The organism is Streptomyces sp. NBC_00435 (assembly GCF_036014235.1).
Lineage (GTDB): Bacteria > Actinomycetota > Actinomycetes > Streptomycetales > Streptomycetaceae > Streptomyces.
In genome coordinates this window covers 5,126,277-5,145,828 of sequence record NZ_CP107924.1, presented here as the reverse complement: position 1 = coordinate 5,145,828, position 19,552 = coordinate 5,126,277, and the positions used below count along the sequence as shown (strand labels likewise).

21 protein-coding genes are annotated in these 19,552 nt (G+C 72.0%); 10 read left to right on the top strand and 11 right to left on the bottom strand.

Going from position 1 to position 19,552, the window contains the following annotated elements:
* The first annotated feature begins 24 nt into the window (after positions 1–24).
* Positions 25–1,674 carry a phospho-sugar mutase gene (locus tag OG389_RS23745; RefSeq protein ID WP_328304032.1) on the top strand — a complete coding sequence of 550 codons (1,650 nt, stop codon included), beginning with the start codon at positions 25–27 and terminating at the stop codon, positions 1,672–1,674.
* Positions 1,675–1,748: 74 nt separating this feature from the next.
* On the opposite strand, the gene OG389_RS23740 is transcribed toward OG389_RS23745, so the two are convergent.
* From OG389_RS23740 to afsQ1, 3 genes are read right to left on the bottom strand one after another with little or no spacing between them, the layout of a single operon-like run.
* Entirely contained in the window at positions 1,749–2,402 is a 654-nt protein-coding gene (locus OG389_RS23740; protein WP_328300457.1) for a hypothetical protein, read from the bottom strand.
* Positions 2,389–3,873, bottom strand: coding sequence for a sensor histidine kinase (locus tag OG389_RS23735; protein ID WP_328300456.1), 1,485 nt, complete (start codon positions 3,871–3,873; stop codon positions 2,389–2,391). The genes OG389_RS23740 and OG389_RS23735 overlap by 14 nt, the downstream gene beginning before the upstream one ends.
* Positions 3,870–4,547 carry a two-component system response regulator AfsQ1 gene (gene afsQ1 / locus OG389_RS23730; protein WP_254382550.1) on the bottom strand — a complete coding sequence of 226 codons (678 nt, stop codon included), beginning with the start codon at positions 4,545–4,547 and terminating at the stop codon, positions 3,870–3,872. The genes OG389_RS23735 and afsQ1 overlap by 4 nt, the downstream gene beginning before the upstream one ends.
* Before the next feature lie 199 nt (positions 4,548–4,746).
* Between afsQ1 and OG389_RS23725 the strand changes: the two genes are divergently transcribed.
* Positions 4,747–5,448, top strand: a complete 702-nt coding sequence (locus OG389_RS23725) for a SigE family RNA polymerase sigma factor (protein WP_328300455.1) — start codon at positions 4,747–4,749, stop codon at positions 5,446–5,448.
* Between the two features lie 121 nt (positions 5,449–5,569).
* Here the strand turns inward: OG389_RS23725 and OG389_RS23720 are convergent, their stop codons facing one another.
* Positions 5,570–6,268, bottom strand: a complete 699-nt coding sequence (locus OG389_RS23720; protein WP_328304030.1) for a uridine kinase family protein — start codon at positions 6,266–6,268, stop codon at positions 5,570–5,572.
* Positions 6,269–6,333: 65 nt separating this feature from the next.
* Between OG389_RS23720 and OG389_RS23715 the strand changes: the two genes are divergently transcribed.
* Entirely contained in the window at positions 6,334–6,696 is a 363-nt protein-coding gene (locus OG389_RS23715) for a hypothetical protein (protein WP_328300454.1), read from the top strand.
* A 75-nt stretch (positions 6,697–6,771) separates the two neighbouring features.
* Here the strand turns inward: OG389_RS23715 and OG389_RS23710 are convergent, their stop codons facing one another.
* Genes OG389_RS23710 through deoC form a run of 3 tightly spaced genes read right to left on the bottom strand, consistent with a single transcriptional unit; the run spans position 6,772 to position 10,100 of the window.
* Positions 6,772–7,689 (bottom strand): aldehyde dehydrogenase family protein, encoded by a 918-nt coding sequence (locus OG389_RS23710; RefSeq protein WP_328300453.1) that lies wholly within the window; start codon positions 7,687–7,689, stop codon positions 6,772–6,774.
* A complete protein-coding gene (locus tag OG389_RS23705) occupies positions 7,682–9,127 on the bottom strand; it encodes an aldehyde dehydrogenase family protein (RefSeq protein ID WP_328300452.1) in 1,446 nt (481 codons plus the stop codon). Before OG389_RS23705 ends, OG389_RS23710 begins: the two co-directional genes overlap by 8 nt.
* 10 nt (positions 9,128–9,137) lie before the next feature.
* Positions 9,138–10,100, bottom strand: a complete 963-nt coding sequence (deoC, locus tag OG389_RS23700; RefSeq protein WP_328304028.1) for a deoxyribose-phosphate aldolase — start codon at positions 10,098–10,100, stop codon at positions 9,138–9,140.
* A 254-nt stretch (positions 10,101–10,354) separates the two neighbouring features.
* Between deoC and OG389_RS23695 the strand changes: the two genes are divergently transcribed.
* The 5 genes from OG389_RS23695 to OG389_RS23675 all read left to right on the top strand — a co-directional run bounded on the left by OG389_RS23695 (position 10,355) and on the right by OG389_RS23675 (position 13,579).
* A complete protein-coding gene (locus tag OG389_RS23695) occupies positions 10,355–11,335 on the top strand; it encodes a hypothetical protein (protein ID WP_328300451.1) in 981 nt (326 codons plus the stop codon).
* 105 nt (positions 11,336–11,440) lie between these two features.
* Complete coding sequence (locus tag OG389_RS23690) at positions 11,441–12,067, top strand: class F sortase (protein ID WP_443059326.1); 627 nt, start codon at positions 11,441–11,443, stop codon at positions 12,065–12,067.
* A 25-nt stretch (positions 12,068–12,092) separates the two neighbouring features.
* On the top strand, positions 12,093–12,713 hold the full coding sequence (locus OG389_RS23685) for a PH domain-containing protein (protein WP_328300450.1): 621 nt from the start codon (positions 12,093–12,095) through the stop codon (positions 12,711–12,713).
* Positions 12,714–12,763: 50 nt separating this feature from the next.
* Positions 12,764–13,318 carry a VanZ family protein gene (locus OG389_RS23680; RefSeq protein ID WP_328300449.1) on the top strand — a complete coding sequence of 185 codons (555 nt, stop codon included), beginning with the start codon at positions 12,764–12,766 and terminating at the stop codon, positions 13,316–13,318.
* A 51-nt stretch (positions 13,319–13,369) separates the two neighbouring features.
* The gene (locus OG389_RS23675) at positions 13,370–13,579 is read left to right on the top strand and encodes a PspC domain-containing protein (protein WP_328300448.1); all 210 of its coding nucleotides are present in this window, start codon (positions 13,370–13,372) and stop codon (positions 13,577–13,579) included.
* Between the two features lie 20 nt (positions 13,580–13,599).
* Here OG389_RS23675 and OG389_RS23670 read toward each other — a convergent pair whose 3' ends face one another.
* The 3 genes from OG389_RS23670 to OG389_RS23660 form a co-directional block, all read right to left on the bottom strand.
* Complete coding sequence (locus tag OG389_RS23670) at positions 13,600–14,373, bottom strand: hypothetical protein (RefSeq protein WP_328300447.1); 774 nt, start codon at positions 14,371–14,373, stop codon at positions 13,600–13,602.
* A gap of 161 nt (positions 14,374–14,534) precedes the next feature.
* Positions 14,535–14,807 carry a hypothetical protein gene (locus OG389_RS23665; RefSeq protein WP_328300445.1) on the bottom strand — a complete coding sequence of 91 codons (273 nt, stop codon included), beginning with the start codon at positions 14,805–14,807 and terminating at the stop codon, positions 14,535–14,537.
* 140 nt (positions 14,808–14,947) lie between these two features.
* A complete protein-coding gene (locus OG389_RS23660) occupies positions 14,948–16,096 on the bottom strand; it encodes an adenosine deaminase (RefSeq protein WP_328300444.1) in 1,149 nt (382 codons plus the stop codon).
* Between the two features lie 431 nt (positions 16,097–16,527).
* Between OG389_RS23660 and OG389_RS23655 the strand changes: the two genes are divergently transcribed.
* On the top strand, positions 16,528–17,247 hold the full coding sequence (locus OG389_RS23655) for an alpha/beta hydrolase (protein ID WP_328300443.1): 720 nt from the start codon (positions 16,528–16,530) through the stop codon (positions 17,245–17,247).
* Between the two features lie 302 nt (positions 17,248–17,549).
* A complete protein-coding gene (locus OG389_RS23650) occupies positions 17,550–18,638 on the top strand; it encodes a helix-turn-helix transcriptional regulator (RefSeq protein ID WP_328300442.1) in 1,089 nt (362 codons plus the stop codon).
* On the opposite strand, the gene OG389_RS23645 is transcribed toward OG389_RS23650, so the two are convergent.
* Positions 18,577–19,515 carry a LysR family transcriptional regulator gene (locus OG389_RS23645; protein WP_328300441.1) on the bottom strand — a complete coding sequence of 313 codons (939 nt, stop codon included), beginning with the start codon at positions 19,513–19,515 and terminating at the stop codon, positions 18,577–18,579. The genes OG389_RS23650 and OG389_RS23645 overlap by 62 nt on opposite strands.
* Positions 19,516–19,552: the final 37 nt, after the last annotated feature.

Here is a 19,552-nt window from a genome sequence, read left to right as displayed (position 1 = left end):
GGTAAGGCGGAAGTAGTGCAGGACGTGCAGGACGATCTGATCGCACGGGCCCAGGCCTGGCTGGCCGAGGACCCGGACCCGGAGACGGCGGACGAGCTCGCGAAGCTCATCGAGGCCGGTGACACGACCGAGCTGGCGGACCGCTTCTCCGGCATGCTGCAGTTCGGCACCGCCGGACTCCGCGGCGAGCTGGGCGCGGGCCCGATGCGGATGAACCGCGGCGTGGTCATCCGGGCCGCGGCGGGCCTCGCCGCCTACCTCAAGGCCCAGGGCCACGACGGCGGCCTGGTCGTCGTCGGCTACGACGCCCGCTACAAGTCGGCCGACTTCGCCCGCGACACCGCCGCGGTGATGACCGGCGCGGGGCTCCGGGCGGCCGTCCTGCCCCGACCGCTGCCGACGCCCGTCCTCGCGTACGCCATAAGGCACCTGGGCGCCGTCGCCGGCGTCGAGGTGACCGCGAGCCACAACCCTCCCCGGGACAACGGCTACAAGGTCTACCTCGGCGACGGTTCACAGATCGTCTCCCCCGCCGACGCGGAGATCGCGGCGCAGATCGACGCGATCGCCGCGCTGGCCGACGTACCGCGGGCCGACGGCGGCTGGCAGGACCTCGGCGACGAGGTCCTGGAGGCCTACCTGGCGCGTACCGACGCGGTCCTGACCCCCGGCTCCCCCCGGGGCGTACGGACCGTCTACACGGCGATGCACGGCGTCGGCAAGGACGTGGTCCTGGCCGCGTTCGCCCGGGCGGGCTTCCCGGCGCCGGTCCTCGTGGCCGAGCAGGCGGAGCCGGACCCGGCCTTCCCGACGGTGGCCTTCCCCAACCCGGAGGAGCCGGGCGCGATGGACCTGTCCTTCGCGAAGGCCGCCGAGGTCCACCCCGACATCGTGATCGCCAACGACCCGGACGCCGACCGCTGCGCGGTGGCCGTCCCGGACGAGGCGTCGGCCTCCGGCTGGCGGATGCTGCGCGGCGACGAGGTCGGCGCGCTGCTCGCCGCCCACCTGGTGCGCAAGGGGGCGCGGGGCGTCTTCGCGGAGTCCATCGTCTCCTCCAGCCTCCTGGGCCGGATCGCCGAGGCGGCGGGCGTCGGCTACGAGGAGACCCTCACGGGCTTCAAGTGGATCTCCCGCGTCGAGGGCCTGCGCTACGGGTACGAGGAGGCGCTCGGCTACTGCGTGGACCCCGAGGGCGTCCGCGACAAGGACGGCGTCACGGCCGCCCTGCTCGTCGCCGAACTGGCCTCCGAGCTCAAGGAGCAGGGCCGAACCCTGACCGACCTGCTGGACGACCTGGCCATGGCCCACGGGCTGCACGCCACCGACCAGCTGTCGGTGCGCGTGGAGGACCTGTCCGTCATCGCCTCGGCGATGGCGGCGCTGCGCGCGGAGCCCCCGGTCTCGCTGGCGGGCCTGCGGGTCACCTCGGCGGAGGACCTGAACAAGGGCACCGCGACCCTCCCGCCCACGGACGGGCTGCGCTACTACCTCGAGGGCGCCTACAAGGCCCGGGTGATCGTCCGCCCGTCCGGTACGGAGCCCAAGCTGAAGTGCTACCTGGAGGTCGTGGTCCCGGTGGCGGAGGCCTCCGGCCTGCTCCCGGCCCGCGCCCGCGGCCAGGAGGTCCTCGACGCGATCAAGAAGGACCTCGCGGCGGCGGCCGGCATCTGATCCTCCCGGCGCCGAGCAGTACACCGGCCCCCTGAGCTCCGGCCCAGGGGGCCGTACGTGTGTCCGTGTCCGCCTCAGGAACGCGAAGGCGAGGCCGCGGGGGTGGGCGTCGGACGCACCACGTCACCCAGAGTCGGGACCGACTCCGGCCGGGAGCGGACGGCGTCGGTGCACTCCCACTTCCGCGGCGGATCCGCGTCCGGGCCGCCCAGTACCACCGGCCCGGGCCCCGCCGACACCGCTTCGCTCTCCGAGAGCGTGCACACCAGCTGCGACAGCGCCACCGGCGCCAGGTCCTCGGGCTTGCGGCTCAACCGTACCGTGCCCGCCGGGTCGCCTGGCCGCGGCGCCGCGACCGTCAGCCCGTCCGGTACCTCGGTCGTGAATCCGGCCTCCTGCTCCTGCGCCGAGGGCTGCCTCTGCAGCGCCTCCAGCAGGGCCTGGCCGATGAGCACCAGCGCGTCCGTGGACGGCTTCTTCTCCGGCATCGGCACCACCCGCTGGACGCCCACCAACTGTCCCCCGCAGACCAGCTCCACCGTGGCCCGGATGCCCTGGACCCCGCTCGTCCCGGCCGCCGTGCCCTCCGGGTTCTTGCACGACACCCGCGAGGGCGCCGCGCCCACGTCCACCGGCACGGTGGTCGCCCGGATCCCGCACCCCGGCAGGGCGCCCAGGGCGAACAGGCTCAGGGCCGCCACCCCGGCCGCCGCGCTACGCCTCTTCACCGGCGATCACCTTCCCCACGTCCACCGGCAGCCGCAGCGTGAACAGCGCACCGCCGTCCGCCCCGTTCTCCGCCGTGATGTCGCCGCCGTGGATGTGCGCGTTCTCCATCGCGATGGACAGGCCCAGACCGCTGCCGTCCGACTTCGGCCGTGACGCGCTCGCCTTGTAGAACCGGTCGAAGACGTGCGGGAGCACGGCCTCGGGAATGCCCGGACCGTTGTCGCGCACGGCCATGACCAGCCACTCCCCCTCCACCCGGATGGAGACGCGGACCGGCGATCCGCCGTGCTTGAGCGCGTTGCCGATCAGGTTGGCCAGGATCACGTCGAGCCGCCGCGGGTCGAGCCGCGCCACGATCCCGCGCTCGGCGTCGAGTTCGACCGCGTCGAGCCACGCCCGCGCGTCGATGCACGCCGTCACCTGGTCGGCGACATCCACGTCGTCCAGCACCAGGCGCGCCGTTCCCGCGTCGAAGCGGGTGACCTCCATGAGGTTCTCCACCAGGTCGTTGAGGCGCCTGGTCTCGCTCACGACCAGCGTCACCGCGGGTGCGATCATCGGATCGAGGTCGTCGATCTCGTCCTCCAGCACCTCGGCGACCGCCGTCAACGCCGTCAGCGGCGTGCGCAGTTCGTGGGACATGTCCGCGACGAACCGCCGGCTGGACTCCTCCCGGGCGCTCATGTCGGCGACTTTCTTCTCCAGCGCCTCCGCCGTCTTGTTGAAGGTGTGCGCGAGATCGGCGAGTTCGTCCGTCCCCGAGACCTCAAGCCGGTGGTCCAGCTCCCCCTCGCCGAGCCGCCGGGCCGCGTCGCCCAGGCGCTGCACGGGCTTGAGCACGGTCCGGGCCGCGGCCTGCGCCAGCAGCGCGGAGCCGAGCAGCGCGAGTCCGGTGGCGATGGTCAGCGACCAGGCCAGGGCGTTGAGGTCGTCGCGTTCCTGGGCGAGGGACTTGTACATGTAGCCGGTCGGCCCACCGCCCACGATCCGGGTGCCGCCGACCAGGTACGGGTTGCCGTGCGGCTTCGTCCGCTGCCAGTACATGTGGTACTCGGAGTCGTTGGCCGCGGTGGTCTTCTGCCGGTCGTCGACGGCGTGCTGCAGCGACTTCGGTACGTCGGCCAGCGAGAAGGTGTCGGGACCGGCCGCTCCGGACACCTTGCGGCCGTCCTTCAGCTCGTCCACCAGCAGCACGCTGTAGCCGGGGCTGCTGCCCGCCATCCTCTCGGCGGTGCGCTGCAGCTCCTCCTGCGTGGGATCGGCGGGCAGCGCGGCGGCCCGGTTCTGCATCTCCTGCCGGAAGTCGCCGAGGGCGGCGTCCTGGGTCCGGGTGAGGACGGCCTCGCGGTTGAGCCAGTACGCGATCCCGGACGCGGAGACAGCGGCCGTCAGCGCGACCAGCGCGAACACGACGAGGAGCCGCAGCCGCAGGCTGGTCCAGCGCCGGCCCGCGAACAGGGCTTTGATCACTGCGGGGAGTCCAGCCGGTACCCGACGCCCCGGACCGTACGGATCAGGGTGGGCGACGAGGGCACTTCCTCGACCTTCGCGCGCAGTCGCTGCACGCAGGCGTCGACCAGGCGCGAGTCGCCGAGGTAGTCGTGCTCCCACACCAGCCGCAGCAGCTGCTGGCGGGAGAGCGCCTGACCGGGCCGGCGGCTGAGCTCCAGCAGCAGCCTCAGCTCGGTCGGGGTGAGCTGGAGGTCCTCGCCGTTCTTGGTCACCGTCATGGCGGAGCGGTCGATGACCAGCGGGCCGAAGACGGCGGTGTCGGTGGACTCGCGCTCGCCGCGGCGCAGCACGGCCCTGATGCGGGCGTCGAGCACCCGCCCCTGGACGGGCTTGACGACGTAGTCGTCGGCTCCCGACTCCAGGCCGACGACCACGTCGATGTCGTCGTTGCGCGCGGTCAGCAGGATGATCGGCAGCTGGTCGGTGCGGCGGATGCGCCGGCACACCTCGAAGCCGTCGATCCCGGGCAGCATGACGTCCAGCACGATCAGGTCGGGACGCTGCTCGCGCAGCAGCTTGAGGCCGTCCTCTCCCGTCGCCGCGGTGGCCACACGGTGGCCCTGGCGTGACAGGGAGAGTTCGAGGGCCGTGCGGATGGCGTCGTCGTCCTCGATGAGCAACAGGAAAGGCACGGGCTCATTCTGTCCCATCGCCCCTCGGGACTTCGACCGCTGGGGACCCCCAATCCCGGCCGCGCCCCCGGCACGGGTCCGTCCGGCCTCCGCCGGGGTCCCTGTGACAGGCCTGTGACAGTCGAAGGACACCCCGGTTATCTCGGCCGGGCAGTCTTCTAGGCAACGGACAGAGAGACTCCACGACGGGGGGCGCGAGATGAACACGCTGCACAGCACCAACACCGGCGCGATTGTCACGCGGCTGCACGATGTGAACCGCCGGACGGCCGTCCGTACGGCGACGGCCCCTTCCCGGCGGCCGGCGCACGTGGTGGCCATCGACGCGAAGAGCTACCAGCGCCCCTCCGTCCCCGCTCAGCGCACCCCGGACTCCTCCAACGAAGCCGAGTTCACGGCCTACGTCCAGGAGCGCCGGGCCGCCCTCTACGCCACGGCCTTCCACCTGACCGGCGACCGCTACGAGGCCGAGGACCTGCTGCAGACCGCGCTGTTCTCCACGTACCGCGCCTGGGACCGCATCAGCGACAAGGCCGCCGTCGGCGGGTACCTGCGGCGCACGATGACGAACCTGCACATCAGCGCCTGGCGCCGGCGCAAGCTCAACGAGTACCCGACGGAGGAGCTGCCGGAGACGGTCTCCGACACGGACGCGATGGGCGGTACGGAACTGCGCGCGGTGCTGTGGCAGGCGCTCACCCGCATCCCGGAGCCGCAGCGCACGATGCTGGTGCTCCGCTACTACGAGGGCCGCACGGACCCGGAGATCGCGGAGATCCTGGGGATCAGCGTCGGCACCGTGAAGTCGAGCATCTGGCGCTCGCTGCGCCGGATGCGCGAGGACGAGGCGCTGAGCTTCGGCCGTGACGAGGCGGAGTCCTTCGAGGACCTCGTCGCCTAGAACCGAACGACCGAAGGGCCGGGGGGCCCGTCCTGCGGGGGTGGGACGGGGGCCACGGGGGCAAAGGGCGGGATCGAGCGGACGGGGGTCCGCTCGGTCCCGCCTTTTGGCGTTCCGGCGGTTACGCCGGAGCGGTCGCGCGGTGGCGGCCGGCCGCCGCGGCGGCGAGGCGTCCGAGGGCTTCGTCACGGCCGCAGGCGTGCGCGCCCAGCGCCGTGTGCCGGGCCACGATGCCCCGCTCGGCGCGCATCAGCCGCCAGCCCCGCCGCAGTAGGAACAGTGCCGACTTGCGGCCCTCGCGCAGGTCACGGGCCAGGCGCCGGCGGAAGGTGGTGCTCGGCCGCCCGCGCAGGCAGATGGCGTCCGCCAGCAGCCCCAGCTCCTGGCACCGCCGCGCGACGTCCGCCGCGAAGATGCCCTCGGCGATGAACAGCGGGGTCCGGGAGATGTCCAGTGCTTCCGTGCCGGTCCGCGAGGACGTGGCGATGTCGTAGACGGGGACCTCCGTACGGCCCGCCGCGCAGAGGGCGGAGATGGCCGCCACGGCCGCTTCCGCGTCCCACGACAGCGGGGAGTCCCAGTCGATGTCGGCGCTGTCCCGGACCAGCGGGAGGGTGGGGTCGTCACCGTCCTTGTAGAAGTCGTCCAGGCGCAGCACGGGCAGCCCGGACCGGGCCGCCAGTGAGGACTTGCCGGAACCCGAGGGTCCGGTCAGCAGCACGACACGCGTGGGTGAAGGAGAGGAACAGCTCACGGAACACAAGTGTGAACTATTACCTCGGGCAGGGGACCTACCCAAGGGCCCGTTGGTATCCAGGATCACACCTCCACTACGCTGCGTGGGCACGCGACTACCGGACCGTACGAGCCCACAGGCGGGAATCCATGGCACGTCACGCAGCCCCCAAAGCCCTCCATCCCAAGGCGCTGCGCACCGCAGGCCTGACCCTCACGATGGCCGGCGCGGCCCTCGCGATGGCCGCCGGCGGCGCCCAGGCGGGCGAGCTCTCGGTCCCGGCGGCCCTGGCGGGAGTGGCCGACCCGATCTCGAACCTCAAGGTGAACCCGCTGGCCAACACCGGTGTGGATCCGCTGGACAACGGGGTCGCCACCAAGGTCGCCGACTTCCCCTCGCTCGGCACGGGCATGGTGACCGGCAGCCTGACCCGCGGCTCGTCGATCGGCGAGCTGCCGACGGCCGCGGCGGGCTCGCTGCTCAACCCGCTGCTGCCGGGCGCCGTGAAGTAGTCCCGCAGGGCGCGAAGAGGCCCCGGCAGCGCGGGGGACGCTGCCGGGGCCGGTCTTCTTTCGGGGGAGGGTCCGCTAGTAGGACGATCCGCCCGCGCCCAGCGACCCGGTCGGGTGCCAGACGGTCTTGGTCTCCAGGAACGCCGTCATGCGCGCCGTGCCCGGGTCCGCGCTCCAGTCGTCCACAGGCTGTGGACGCAGGACGCGCTTGAGGTTGTCCGCGGCCGCGATCTCCAGCTCCTTGGCCAGTGCCTCGTCGGCACCCGCCAGGTCGATCGCGTTGACGTCCTGGTGGGACGCCAGGTGCGGGCCCATCTCGGCGGCCTTGCCGGACAGGATGTTGACCACACCGCCCGGCAGGTCGGAGGTGGCGAGCACCTCGCCGAGGGAGAGCGCGGGCAGCGGGGCCTTCTCCGAGGCGATCACGACGGCGGTGTTGCCCGTGGCGATCACCGGGGCGATCACGGAGACCAGTCCGAGGAAGGACGAGTCCTGCGGGGCGACGACCGTGACGACACCGGTCGGCTCGGGGGTGGAGAGGTTGAAGAACGGGCCCGCGACCGGGTTGGCCCCGCCGGCGATCTGGCCGATCTTGTCGGTCCAGCCCGCGTACCAGACCCAGCGGTCGACCGCCGCGTCCACGACGGCCGCGGCCTTGGACTTGGACAGGCCCTCCGCCTCGGCGACCTCGCGGACGAACTGCTCGCGGCGGCCCTCCAGCATCTCGGCCACGCGGTAGAGGATCTGCCCGCGGTTGTACGCCGTCGCGCCCGACCATCCGCCGAAGGCCTTGCGGGCGGCGACGACCGCGTCACGGGCGTCCTTGCGGGAGGACAGCGGGGCGTTGGCCAGCCACTTGCCCTTGCCCCCGTTCGATGTTTTCGCGGACACCTCGTACACCCGACCGCTCTCGGAACGCGGGAACTTCCCGCCCACGTACAGCTTGTAGGTCTTCAATACGCTCAGACGCGCCTGCGCCGACGAATCAGACATCGAGGTAGCCCTCCAGGCCGTGACGGCCGCCTTCGCGCCCGAAGCCCGACTCCTTGTAGCCGCCGAACGGCGAGGTCGGGTCGAACTTGTTGAACGTGTTGGCCCAGACGACACCGGCACGGAGCTTGTTGGCGACCGCGAGGATGCGGCTTCCCTTCTCCGTCCAGATGCCCGCGGACAGGCCGTACTGGCTGTTGTTGGCCTTGGCGACGGCCTCGTCGGGCGTACGGAAGGTCAGGACGGACAGCACGGGGCCGAAGATCTCGTCGCGGGCCACCGTGTGCGACTGGGAGACGTTCGTGAAGAGCGTCGGGGCGAACCAGTAACCGGAGTTCGGCAGCTCGCACGGCGCGGACCAGCGCTCCGCGCCCTCCGCCTCGCCGGTGTCCGCGAGCGCGGTGATCCGGGCCAGCTGCTCGGCGGAGTTGATCGCGCCGATGTCGGTGTTCTTGTCGAGCGGGTCGCCCAGGCGCAGCGTGGTCAGCCGGCGCTTGAGCGAGTGGATCAACTCGTCGTGGATCGACTCCTGGACCAGGAGCCGCGAGCCCGCGCAGCAGACCTGGCCCTGGTTGAAGAAGATGCCGCTGACGATGCCCTCGACGGCCTGGTCGATGGGCGCGTCGTCGAAGACGATGTTGGCGCCCTTGCCGCCCAGCTCCAGGGTGAGCTTCTTGTTCGTGCCGGCGACCTGGCGCGCGATGGCCTTGCCGACGGCGGTGGAGCCGGTGAAGGCGACCTTGTTCACGTCCGGGTGCTCGACGAGGGCCGCGCCCGCGTCCCCGTACCCGGTGAGGATGTTGACGACGCCCTTGGGCAGGCCCGCCTGGCGGCAGATGTCCGCGAAGAAGAGCGCGGAGAGCGGGGTCGTCTGGGCCGGCTTGAGCACGACCGTGTTGCCGGTGGCGAGCGCCGGGGCGATCTTCCACGCGAGCATCATCAGCGGGAAGTTCCACGGGATGACCTGGCCGGCCACGCCGAGCGGACGCGGGTTCGCGCCGTAGCCCGCGTGGTCGAGCTTGTCGGCCCAGCCCGCGTAGTAGAAGAAGTGCGCCGCGACGAGCGGGAGGTCCGCGTCGCGGGTCTCCCGGATCGGCTTGCCGTTGTCCAGGGTCTCCAGGACGGCCAGCTCGCGGCTGCGCTCCTGGATGATCCGGGCGATGCGGTAGAGGTACTTGGCGCGCTCGGAGCCGGGCAGCGCGGACCACTTCTCGAAGGCCTTGCGGGCGGCCTTGACGGCACGGTCCACGTCGGCGGCGCCGGCCTGCGCGACCTCGGCGAGGACTTCCTCGGAGGCCGGGGAGACGGTCTTGAAGACCTTGCCGTCGGCGGCCTCGGAGAACTCGCCGTCGATGAACAGCCCGTAGGAGGGGGCGATGTCGACGACGGACCGCGACTCGGGGGCGGGTGCGTACTCGAATGCGGATGTCTGCGTCTTCATATCCATGGTCTCAGTCCACCGTCACGTAGTCGGGACCGGAGTAACGGCCGGTGCTCAGCTTCTGGCGCTGCATCAGCAGGTCGTTGAGCAGGCTGGACGCGCCGAAGCGGAACCAGTGGTTGCTCAGCCAGTCCTGGCCCGCGGTCTCGTTGACCAGGACCAGGAACTTGATCGCGTCCTTGGTGGTCCGGATGCCGCCGGCCGGCTTCACGCCGATCTGGATTCCAGTCTGCGCCTTGAAGTCGCGGACGGCTTCGAGCATGAGGAGCGTGTTCGCGGGGGTCGCGTTGACGCCGACCTTGCCGGTGGACGTCTTGATGAAGTCGGCCCCGGCCATCATGCCGATCCAGGAGGCGCGGCGGATGTTGTCGTACGTGGACAGCTCGCCGGTCTCGAAGATCACCTTGAGTCGGGCGGCGCTGCCGTCGGGGCGGACGCAGGCCTCCTTGACCGAGCGGATCAGCTCGTAGGTGTCGAGGTAGTGGCCGGCGAGGAAGGCGCCACGGTCGATGACCATGTCGATCTCGTCGGCGCCGGCGGCCACGGCGTCGGCCGTGTCCGCGAGCTTGACGGGCAGCGCCGCGCGGCCGGCCGGGAAGGCGGTGGCGACGGAGGCGACCTTGACGTCGGCGCCGTGCAGGGCGGCCTTGGCGGTGGCCACCATGTCGGGGTACACGCAGACGGCGGCCGTCATGGGCGTGGTGCGGTCGGTCGGATCGGGGTTGGCCGCCTTGGCGGAGAGCGCCCGGACCTTGCCCGGGGTATCCGCGCCTTCCAGCGTCGTCAGGTCGATCATCGAGATGGCGAGGTCGATGGCGTACGCCTTGGCCGTCGTCTTGATCGAGCGGGTGCCGAGGGAGGCCGCGCGGGCCTCCAGGCCGACAGCGTCGACGCCGGGCAGCCCGTGCAGGAAGCGGCGCAGCGCACTGTCGGACGTCGTCACGTCAGCGAATGCGGTGAGGGTGGTGGGCATGGTCACCACATGAGCATATCTACGCGCGTAGCGGCCTGTCACCCCCACCCTTGGAATCCGCCGGAATCTCCCCTCCGGTCGTACAATCGTTCGCTGTGACGCCCCTGTGACAGGAAGCAGATCGTCCGGCCGCACAAGATCAATAAATTTCTCTTCAGCAGCCCGCCACACCTGACCCGGTGAACAAGACCGAACAGACTCAACGCGGCATGCGACTCTCCTCCACTTTCCTCACCCATGCTTCAGGAGTCGTTATGCGTACCGCCCTCCGCACCTCGATCGTCACCGCCACGCTCGCCGGCGCGATGCTCGCGCCCGCCGCCGGTGCCGCCTTCGCGGCGACCGCCGCGGGCACCGCGCCCGTCGCGCGGACCGCCCTGGCATCGACGTACGGAACCGCGTCGGACAACAGCCGCTACGAGGGTCGGGCCGTCTACATCGGGGAGGGCCTGGTCGCGGTGCTGCGCAACAAGGCCGAGGGCCCCGAGGCCTGGATCCGCGCGGTCGGCCCCCAGTGGAAGCCGGGCGACACCTACCTGGTCCGCGTCGTGACCGTGCTGAACCGCCAGCAGACCACCGGCTCGGCGAACGGGCTGTCCCTCGAGCTCACCGAGGCGGGCACGGCCGCCCCGGTGCTCGTCGTCTCCAAGGACGGCGCGAGCAAGTCCTACCCGCTGCCGAAGGGCCGGGCCACCGCGCCCGCCCCCTGCGTCTCCGAGGTCAAGCAGGTGCAGGTCGGCGCGGGCATGAGGGCCGACCTGACGATGTCCCCGAAGGGCCCGAAGGCCTTCGTGCACGCCGACCCGGCCGGCAGCTGGTCCGTGACGCTGGACCGCTCGCACCCCAAGGGGCCGGACAGCTACTACCTGGTCATCGTGAACCCGAACGGCGCCAAGCCGGTCCTGGAGTGGAAGACCCAGGGCGGCGACGTGCCGGTCAGGAGCGCCTCCTTCCCCGCGCTCCCCAAGGGCTGCACCTTCGACCACAAGGTCACGGACGAGCAGGACGGCAAGCCGGCGCAGAAGCCGTCCCCCACCCCGGCCGGCGCGAAGGCCCAGACCGTGGGCCAGACGACCGTCGTGCCGCGGGGCCCGGTCGCGGCGGGCGCCGAGCTCCCGGTCGAGACCGTCGCGGACACCGACAACACCGTCACCGCGGCGGCGGGCGCCGGCCTGGTCGCGATCCTCGCCGCGCTCTCCGTCAGCGCCCTGCGTCGTCGCCGCGACCACCGCTGACCCGCTGCCCCTCGGACGCCGCGCGGCAACCGCCGCGGAACCCTTCCTCGCCCCTTCGGCGGGCCACCCTCGTGGTGGCCCGCCGGTCCCCGTTCAGGAGCCCCCGTGTCCCGCCCGTCCCGCGCCGCCGTCCGCGGCCCCGTCCTCGCCGTCACGCTGCTGGCCCTGGCCGCCGTCAGCGGCTGCGGCGGTACGGCGCCCGCGGCCGTACCCAGCGCCCCGCCGCCGCACATCGCCGCGAGCTCCCCCACCCCGGCAGCGCCCTCCGCGCCGGCCGCCGCACCGCTGCCCGCCTCCGTACCCGTACGGGTACGGCTCCCCGCGGCCGGCGTGGACGCCTCTCCGGTGCTGAAGCTGGCCGCCGACGGCTCGGTCCAGGTGCCCTCCGCGGCCGACGCGGACAAGCTCGGCTGGTACACCAAGGGCGTCACCCCCGGTGAGACCGGGCCGGCCGTGCTGATCGGCCACTTCGACACCGCGCGCGGCCCGGCCGTCCTGCGTGACGTCTCGCGCGTCCACACCGGCGACGAGATCACGGTGACCCGGGCGGACGGCACCGACGCCGTCTTCCGGGTGCGCGAGCTGGAGCAGGTGGACAAGAGGAGCTTCCCCACCACGAAGGTCTACGGGGACACCGCCCGCCCCGAGCTGCGCCTGATCACCTGCGGCGGCGAGATCACCGACGGGCACCGCCCGGACAACATCATCCTGTACGCCGATCTCGTGGGCTGAGACGGCTTGAGGCAGAATCGGCCGCATGAGCAGCGACCAGCCCACTGACGAACCGGTGTACGACGACCGGGTCTACCGCTCCACCATGGCCACCGTCACCGGGGTGGTGCTGCTCGCGCTGCTGGCGTGGCTGTGCGGTGACGCCGTCGTACGCGGCTCCGGGAACACCCCGTGGTTGGCCCTGGCCGCCGCGCTGTGCATCGCCCCGCTCGTCGTGGCGTTCACGATCCGCCCGGCCGTCTTCGCGAACGACGACCGGCTGCGCGTGCGGAACCCCTTCCGGACCATCGAACTGCCCTGGGCGGCGGTCGACACCGTGCGCGCCCGGTTCTCCGCCGAGGTGCTGGCCGAGGGGGCCAAGTACCAGCTGTGGTCCGTGCCCGTCTCCCTGCGGGAGCGCAAGAAGGCCAACCGCCGCCAGGCGCGCCGGCTCGGCACGGGCCTGGGCCAGAGCGGCAAGGCGCAGGGGGAGGAGACGCAGCGGGCCGCGGCGGACCAGGTCGTGGAAGATCTGCGCGAGCTGCACGAGCGCGGAGCCTCGCGGCCCGGTGCCCAGGGCACCGTGAAGGTCACCTGGTCGTACGAGGTCATCGCGCCCGCGGTGATCGGCGCGCTGATCCTGATTGTGCTGCTCGCCACGGGCTGACCGGCACTTCTCCCGGAACCGCGGGGACCGGAAGGCGCGTCTCCACAGGCGTGCACCGTCTCAAGGGCAGCGGCAGCGCCGCCATACACCTGCGGATCCGGCTCCTCGCCGGGGTCCTGCTGGCCGCTCACCTCCTCCTCGTCGGCTGGCTGATGCTGCGCCCGCTGGACGTCCCCTGGTCACCGGCGGCGAATCTGACCCCGCTGGAGGGGATCAGGGCGGACCTCGCCTACGGGCCCCTGGAAGCGGTCCGGCGGATCGGTCCGGGGCTGGCGCTGCTGGCCCCGCTCGGGGTGCTGCTGCCGCTGCTCAGCGGTCGCGTGGAGTTCTCGCCCCTGGCGACCTGGTCCTCCCTGGTCCGGACGGCCGCCGCGGGCGCGCTGGTCTCCGTGGGTGTCGAGATGCTCCAGACGGCGGTCCCCGGGCAGGTCGTCGACGTGGATTCGGTGCTGCTGAACACCCTCGGCGTCATGCTGGCGCACCTGGTCGTGGTCCCCGCGCTGAGGGCCCGGCTGCGGCGTTCTCAGGGGGCGACCCCGAGAATTACCAGGGTCGGGCTCGGCCCCTGGACCGACGTTCTTTCCTCTGTTCAGCGGGAGTATTGAGGCATCGCGGGAAAGCCTCCCGCGGAACCGCACAACGACCGAGGAGAGACCATGAGCGCCCTTGCCCGCCCCCGTGACGGACGATGGATCGGCGGAGTCTGTGCCGGTCTGGCGCGGCGATTCGGAATATCGGCGAACACGATGCGGCTCATCTTCGTCGTCTCGTGCCTGCTGCCCGGACCGCAGTTCCTGATCTACCTGGCACTGTGGGTGCTCCTGCCGAACGACAAGTCGAGCACCTCCGCCGCCACCGGCTGGTAGCCGGTCGTACGGCGCGGGGTTCAGCGCGCGTCGCGTACCTTCTGGAGCTGCTTGTCGGCCACCTCGTGCGGGACCTGGGGAGCCTGCCGGCCGCCCGCCACGTTGAGGGCCATGAGGCGTACGACGGTGTCGCCCTGGCGTACGACGACCAGGTGCACCTGGGCGGTGACGCCCTCGGCGGACGCGGTCGTGGTCCAGCTGATGCTCTCGTCGCCGGCCGTCTGGTAGTCGGCCGCCTTCACCTCGCGGTAGGCGCCGCTCTGCTTCTCGACGGTGGCGGTGAAACCGGTGGGGCAGGCGGCGACGGCGGCCTTGAGCCTGGCGATCAGCGCCTTGGCGTGGGGCTCGGCGTAGGAGCTGACGGAGGCGGAGACGGCGAGGCCCATCTGCTTCTGGGAGCCGACGCCCCGGTTGACGGTCTCGCGCGCGGCCGGGTCGGGCTTGTCGCCCATGATGTCGGCGAGCGGCTGGCATGCCTTGCGGTCGGCCTGGGGCTGGCCGTCGGGGGCGTTCGGGTTCTTGCCTGCCGCGGAGATCTGGTAGCCGGGCAGATCGCCCTGTTCCAGGGCGGAGCGCTGCAGCCTGCCGCCGGCCCGCTCGGGCGTGGCCGCGGCGCCGGAGCCCGCGGGGGCGGGCGTTCCCACCGGGCCCGCGGGGGCGGACCGGCCGGGGGTGCTCACGGAGCCCTTCGGGTCCGGGTCCTTGGCGGACGCGGGGGTGTCCTCGCTGGCGCACCCCGCCGCCCCGAGCAGTAGGGCGGGGAGCAGTGCGGCCGTGGCCGTTCGTGCCTTCATACGCATGGATCGAGACCTCATACCCCATAGGTGGGCGGGCAGTTGGCGGTGATCCTGGCACATGCCGCGACGCGGCACACACCTGCTCGAAGAGGTGTGCGCCGCGTGGGCGTGCGTGCGAATTACGCACGGATCCGGTGTGGTATCCGGACCGGGGTGGGTCAGCCGCCGAGGCCGCTGGTCGGCAGACCGCCGAGCAGTCCGGTCACCGTGCCGAGCGCGGCGGCCGGGTCGGACGCCTGGGGGGCCTGCTGGCCCTCCTCGGCGCTCACGTGCTGCTGGCTGGTGGCGCCCTGGACGGCGCCCGTGACGGTGCCCAGCGCGTCACCGAGACCGACGGCGGGGACGGCGGCCGAGGCGGTGCCGGCGGCGACGACGGCGAAGGCGGCACCGAGAGCGGCGACACCGAGGGTCTTGGCAGCTGACTGCTTCATGAAGGATTCGTCCTTGCGACGGGGAATTGAGCGGCTCCGCAAACTAGTCACTTCAAACCCCCTCCCGCAAACATCATCTAATACGAGAAAGCGCCCGGGAATTGCCTCTCCCGGGCGCTTTCAGTCCGTCACGCCCTGACCTAGGCCGAGACAGAACCGCTGGTGGAAGCGGTCTGACGGAACAGCCATTCCGACTTCAGCTCCGCATAACCCGGCTTGATCACGTCGTTGATCATGGCCAGCCGTTCATCGAAAGGAATGAACGCGGACTTCATCGCATTGACCGTGAACCACTGCATGTCGTCCAGGGAGTAGCCGAAGGTGTCGACCAGGTGCTCGAACTCGCGGCTCATGCTGGTACCGCTCATCAGCCGGTTGTCGGTGTTGACGGTCAGCCTGAAGTGCAGTTTCCGCAGCAGACCGATCGGGTGCTCGGCGTAGGACAGCGCCGCGCCCGTCTGCAGGTTCGACGTCGGGCACATCTCCAGGGGGATGCGCTTGTCCCGGACGTACGAGGCCAGGCGGCCCAGCGTCACGGAGCCGTCGTCGGCGACCTCGATGTCATCGATGATCTTCACGCCGTGTCCGAGCCGGTCGGCGCCGCACCACTGCAGGGCCTGCCAGATCGACGGCAGGCCGAAGGCCTCGCCCGCGTGGATGGTGAAGTGGTTGTTCTCGCGCTTGAGGTACTCGAAGGCATCGAGGTGGCGGGTGGGAGGGAACCCGGCCTCGGCACCGGCGATGTCGAAGCCGACCACGCCCTTGTCGCGGTAGCGGTTGGCCAGCTCCGCGATCTCCAGGGCGCGGGCCGCGTGCCGCATCGCGGTCAGCAGCGCACCGACGCGGATGCGGTTGCCGTTGGTCCGCGCACGGCGCTCGCCCTCGCGGAAGCCCTCGTTGACGGCCTCGACGACCTCTTCGAGGGTCAGGCCGGCTTCGAGGTGCTGCTCGGGCGCGTAACGGATCTCGGCGTACACGACGCCGTCCTCGGCCAGGTCCTGGGCACACTCGGAGGCCACCCGGAAGAGGGCCTCCTTCGTCTGCATGACGGCGCAGGTGTGCGCGAACGTCTCCAGGTAGCGCGGGAGGGAGCCGGAGTCGGCGGCTTCCCGGAACCAGGTGCCGAGCTTGTCGGCCTCGGTCTCGGGAAGGTTCTCGTAGCCGACCTTGTGGGCCAGCTCGATGATGGTCCCGGGGCGCAGGCCACCGTCGAGGTGGTCGTGCAGGAGCACCTTCGGGGAGCGGCGGATCTGATCCGGGGTGGGCAGGTTGGGGGTCTCGCTCGTCATCTGGGCACTCTAGCTCCTACGCGCGTAGAGCGCTGCGCTGGCACGGAGCCGATATGCAACATTGACCGCTCCCCTCCCCGAAGGGGAAATTCTCCCTTCGGGCGTGCACGGCCCGGACGTGCTTGCGGCCCAGCCCGACCAGGGCTGCTTTCGTCCCACCGACGGCGACCTCAGTGGTCTCGGACACGCGCTCGGCCCACTCGCGGGCGATGTCCTGCCGGACCCCACCGACATCGGTCCCACTCCGCCACCAGCGTGGCGGGTGCGGTCGAGGACGCACGAAGCCGGTAGGCGTACCGGGTACGCCCGACCTCCTCCCCCTGTCGTCACAGCGACGCAGAGCCGCAGAAAGGTGCCGCCGACCCCCAATCCCCTTGACCGCGACCGCGCGAACGGGTGACGTACACGTCGGCGTCTGAGACTGTTTCGCCATGGCACAGCATGCGCCGCCGGCGCGCGGGGCCCGCCTGGGGCGGGCGGCCGGCGCGACCGGATCGGTCTCTACGGTCAATGGTGTGGTGCTCCTGCTTCCCGGAGCGTCCAGATTGTCCCCCGGTCCAGTACGCCCGCTGGCGCGGGCCCTGGCCCGCGCGGGCGCGGCGGACGGGCTGGTCACCCACCAGGTCGTCCACGGCGGCGGCGCCCGGGAGGAGGACGCCGCGTGGGCGGCGGACGAGGTGGTGCGGAGGTACGGGGACGTGCCGGTGTGCCTGGCCGGGTACGACGCCGGGGGCCGGGCGGCGCTCGCCGCGGCCGGCCACGAAGCCGTCAACTCCGTACTGGCGCTCGCCCCTTCGTTCCCCCTGCAGTCCGCCCGGGACTCCCCTGAACCGGTGAAGCAGCTGTCGGGCCGCCGGGTCCTGATCGTGCACGGCACCAACGACGCCCGCAGCGACCCCGAACTGTCCTTCCGGCTGGCGACCCGCGCGAAGAAGGCCAACCGCACGACCTGCCGCTTCGAGGTGCACTCCGACGGGCACGGGCTGCGCGAGCACCAGGCCGAAGTGGTGGCCCTGTCCGTGGACTTCGTCCTGGGCTCCGTGTTCTCGGGCCGTTACTCACGGCCGGTCACCGACGCGCTGGCGGCTCCCCCGCCACTGGGCCTGCGGATGCCGCTGGCCTCGGGCTACGGGCGGTCCCTGCGCGGCTGACCCCCCGCGAAGCGGCGGTTCGGCTGGGGGCGGGCTCGCGGCGGACGGGCCGGCCGCGCCGCCCCTCCCGGTCCGATGACACGGGTGGGCCGGACGCGACCACCCAGGGCACGCGCCCGCGCGAGGGCACCGTGCCGGGACGGCGAAGCGCGGACTCGGGATGCCCGCGCCCTCCCCCGAGAACGCCGTGGAACCACTGTGCCGGTTCGGCATATCCTCGCGAAGATCGAAGGGCATCGTCTTGGTGCCTTGCGGGAACACGAGGGGTTTACGAATCGGCACAAGCCGGGACGAATATGCATATGCCACTGGATGAAACGGGCCAGTTGAGCCCCGTGGCCCGACGCCTCTACGGGTACGCGGCCGAACGGCACGCCTTCTCCGAGGCGGAGGCCGCGGCGTTCGTCGGTGAACCCGTCGCGGCCGCCATCGCCGAACTCGCCGCGGCCCACCTGCTCCAGCCCCGCCCGCACAGCTCCGCCGGCGACTGCCCCGACGGGCCCGCCCGGGAGTGCTGGAGCGCGGTGTCCCCGCGCGCCGCCGCGGCCCGGACGCTGGCCCCGCTGGCCCTGCGGGTGCGCGAGACCCACGACGAGATGGACCGGCTGCGCGCCCAGCTGGAGGAACTCCTCCCGGAGTACGAAGCGGGCGCCGACCGGCGCGACCGGGACGGGGCGAACAGCCTGGAACTGATCACCGACCCGGGCGCGCTGCAGAACCTGATCCGGGAACTGGTCGCGTCGGCCGAGTCCGAGGTGCTGACCTGCCACCCGGGCGGGGGCCGGCGCCAGGCCACCCTGGAGGAGGCGGTCGGCCGGGACGAGGCGATGCTGACCCGGGGCGTGCGGATGCGCACCCTCTACCAGCACACGGCACGCTACTCCCGCCCTACGGCCGCCTACGTCGAGCGGGTGGCCGCGCTCGGCTCGCAGGTCCGTACCGTCGGCGACGGCCTGATGCGGATGATCCTCGTCGACCGGCACACCGGCCTGATGGAGGTCCACGGCGACCTCTCCGCGGCCCTGGTGGTGCGCGAGCCCAACGTCGTCCACTTCATGGTGCAGACCTTCGAGCGGACCTGGTCGGAGGCGGAGCCGTTCAGCACCACCATCGGGCCGGACCAGGCCCGTTCCATCTCCGACGAGCTGCGCCAGACCATCGTGCGGCTCCTGGCGGAGGGGCTGGAGGACAAGGTCATCGCCCGGCGCCTGGGCATGTCGGAGCGCACCTGCCAACGGCACATCGCCGAGATCATGCGGGCGGTGGGGGCCAAGTCCCGCTTCCAGGCCGGGTACTTGCTGTCGGCGGCGGCCTCCGCCGCCCCCGCACTCACGAACCCGGCTGGAGCTCCGGGATCAGACGCCCCCGACGGGACAGCAGGAACCGCTTGAACTCCGCCACCGGCGGTGTGTCCGGATGCCCGTCGAGCCAGGCCACCCCGATCTCGCGGACGGCCCGCGGGGCGGTGACCGTCAGCTCGACGACCCCCGGCCGGGCCACCGCGGGCGGCGGCAGCAGCGCGACGCCGAGACCGGCCGCGACGAGCCCCCGCAGGGTCTCGGCCTCCTCCCCCTCGAACGCCACCCGGGGCGTGAACCCGGCCTCCGCGCACAGGTCGTCGGTGATGCGGCGCAGACCGTAGCCCGGCTCCAGGGTGACGAAGGTTTCCTCGGCGGCCTCCGCGAGGCGGATCCGCTTGCGCCCCGCGAGCCGGTGGTCGTCGGGTACCACCAGCCGCAGCCGCTGCTCGTCGAGCCGGCGGGCCACCAGGTCCGGGGCGTCGGGCACCGGCGAGGTCAGGCAGAGGTCGAGCTCCCCGGCCCGCAGCTTCTCCAGCATGGCCTCGCCGTAGTTCTGGACCAGGGAGAACCGCACGCCCGGATGGTCGGCCCGGAAGGCCCGGATCAGGCCCGGCACGGTCTCGGAGCCCAGGGTGTGCAGGAACCCGAAGGCGACCTTGCCGAAGGACGGGTCCGCGTCCCGCTGTACGGAACCGGCGGCGCGGGCGATCTCGGCCAGCGAGCGCTCCGCCGAGGCCAGGAAGGTGCGGCCGGCGGTGGTGAGCGCGACCGTACGGCCCTTGCGGGCGAACAGCGTGACGCCCAGGTCCTGTTCGAGCCGGACCATGGCCCGCGACAGGGTGGACTGCGGAACGCCCAGCTCCTGCGCGGCGCGCGTGACGTGCTCGTGCCGGGCGACCGCCGCGAAGTACGCGAGGCGCGGGGCCAGAGCGTGTGTCACAGCCATGTCTTCTTCGTTACGGCTCATCGATAGGCACCCATCTGACCTGCACTGATGCACGGAT

Excerpts from the sequence above, each read along its gene's own strand:
- OG389_RS23685 (WP_328300450.1), top strand. The coding sequence starts at position 12,093 with ATGAGCAGCGACCAGCCCACTGACGAACCGGTGTACGACGACCGGGTC.
- OG389_RS23660 (WP_328300444.1), bottom strand. The coding sequence starts at position 16,096 with ATGACGAGCGAGACCCCCAACCTGCCCACCCCGGATCAGATCCGCCGC.
- OG389_RS23705 (WP_328300452.1), bottom strand. The coding sequence starts at position 9,127 with ATGAAGACGCAGACATCCGCATTCGAGTACGCACCCGCCCCCGAGTCG.
- OG389_RS23645 (WP_328300441.1), bottom strand. The coding sequence starts at position 19,515 with ATGAGCCGTAACGAAGAAGACATGGCTGTGACACACGCTCTGGCCCCG.
- OG389_RS23710 (WP_328300453.1), bottom strand. The coding sequence starts at position 7,689 with ATGTCTGATTCGTCGGCGCAGGCGCGTCTGAGCGTATTGAAGACCTAC.
- OG389_RS23675 (WP_328300448.1), top strand. The coding sequence starts at position 13,370 with ATGAGCGCCCTTGCCCGCCCCCGTGACGGACGATGGATCGGCGGAGTC.
- OG389_RS23665 (WP_328300445.1), bottom strand. The coding sequence starts at position 14,807 with ATGAAGCAGTCAGCTGCCAAGACCCTCGGTGTCGCCGCTCTCGGTGCC.
- OG389_RS23715 (WP_328300454.1), top strand. The coding sequence starts at position 6,334 with ATGGCACGTCACGCAGCCCCCAAAGCCCTCCATCCCAAGGCGCTGCGC.
- OG389_RS23655 (WP_328300443.1), top strand. The coding sequence starts at position 16,528 with ATGGCACAGCATGCGCCGCCGGCGCGCGGGGCCCGCCTGGGGCGGGCG.
- OG389_RS23650 (WP_328300442.1), top strand. The coding sequence starts at position 17,550 with ATGCCACTGGATGAAACGGGCCAGTTGAGCCCCGTGGCCCGACGCCTC.
- OG389_RS23725 (WP_328300455.1), top strand. The coding sequence starts at position 4,747 with ATGAACACGCTGCACAGCACCAACACCGGCGCGATTGTCACGCGGCTG.
- OG389_RS23670 (WP_328300447.1), bottom strand. The coding sequence starts at position 14,373 with ATGAAGGCACGAACGGCCACGGCCGCACTGCTCCCCGCCCTACTGCTC.
- OG389_RS23695 (WP_328300451.1), top strand. The coding sequence starts at position 10,355 with ATGCGTACCGCCCTCCGCACCTCGATCGTCACCGCCACGCTCGCCGGC.
- deoC (WP_328304028.1), bottom strand. The coding sequence starts at position 10,100 with ATGCCCACCACCCTCACCGCATTCGCTGACGTGACGACGTCCGACAGT.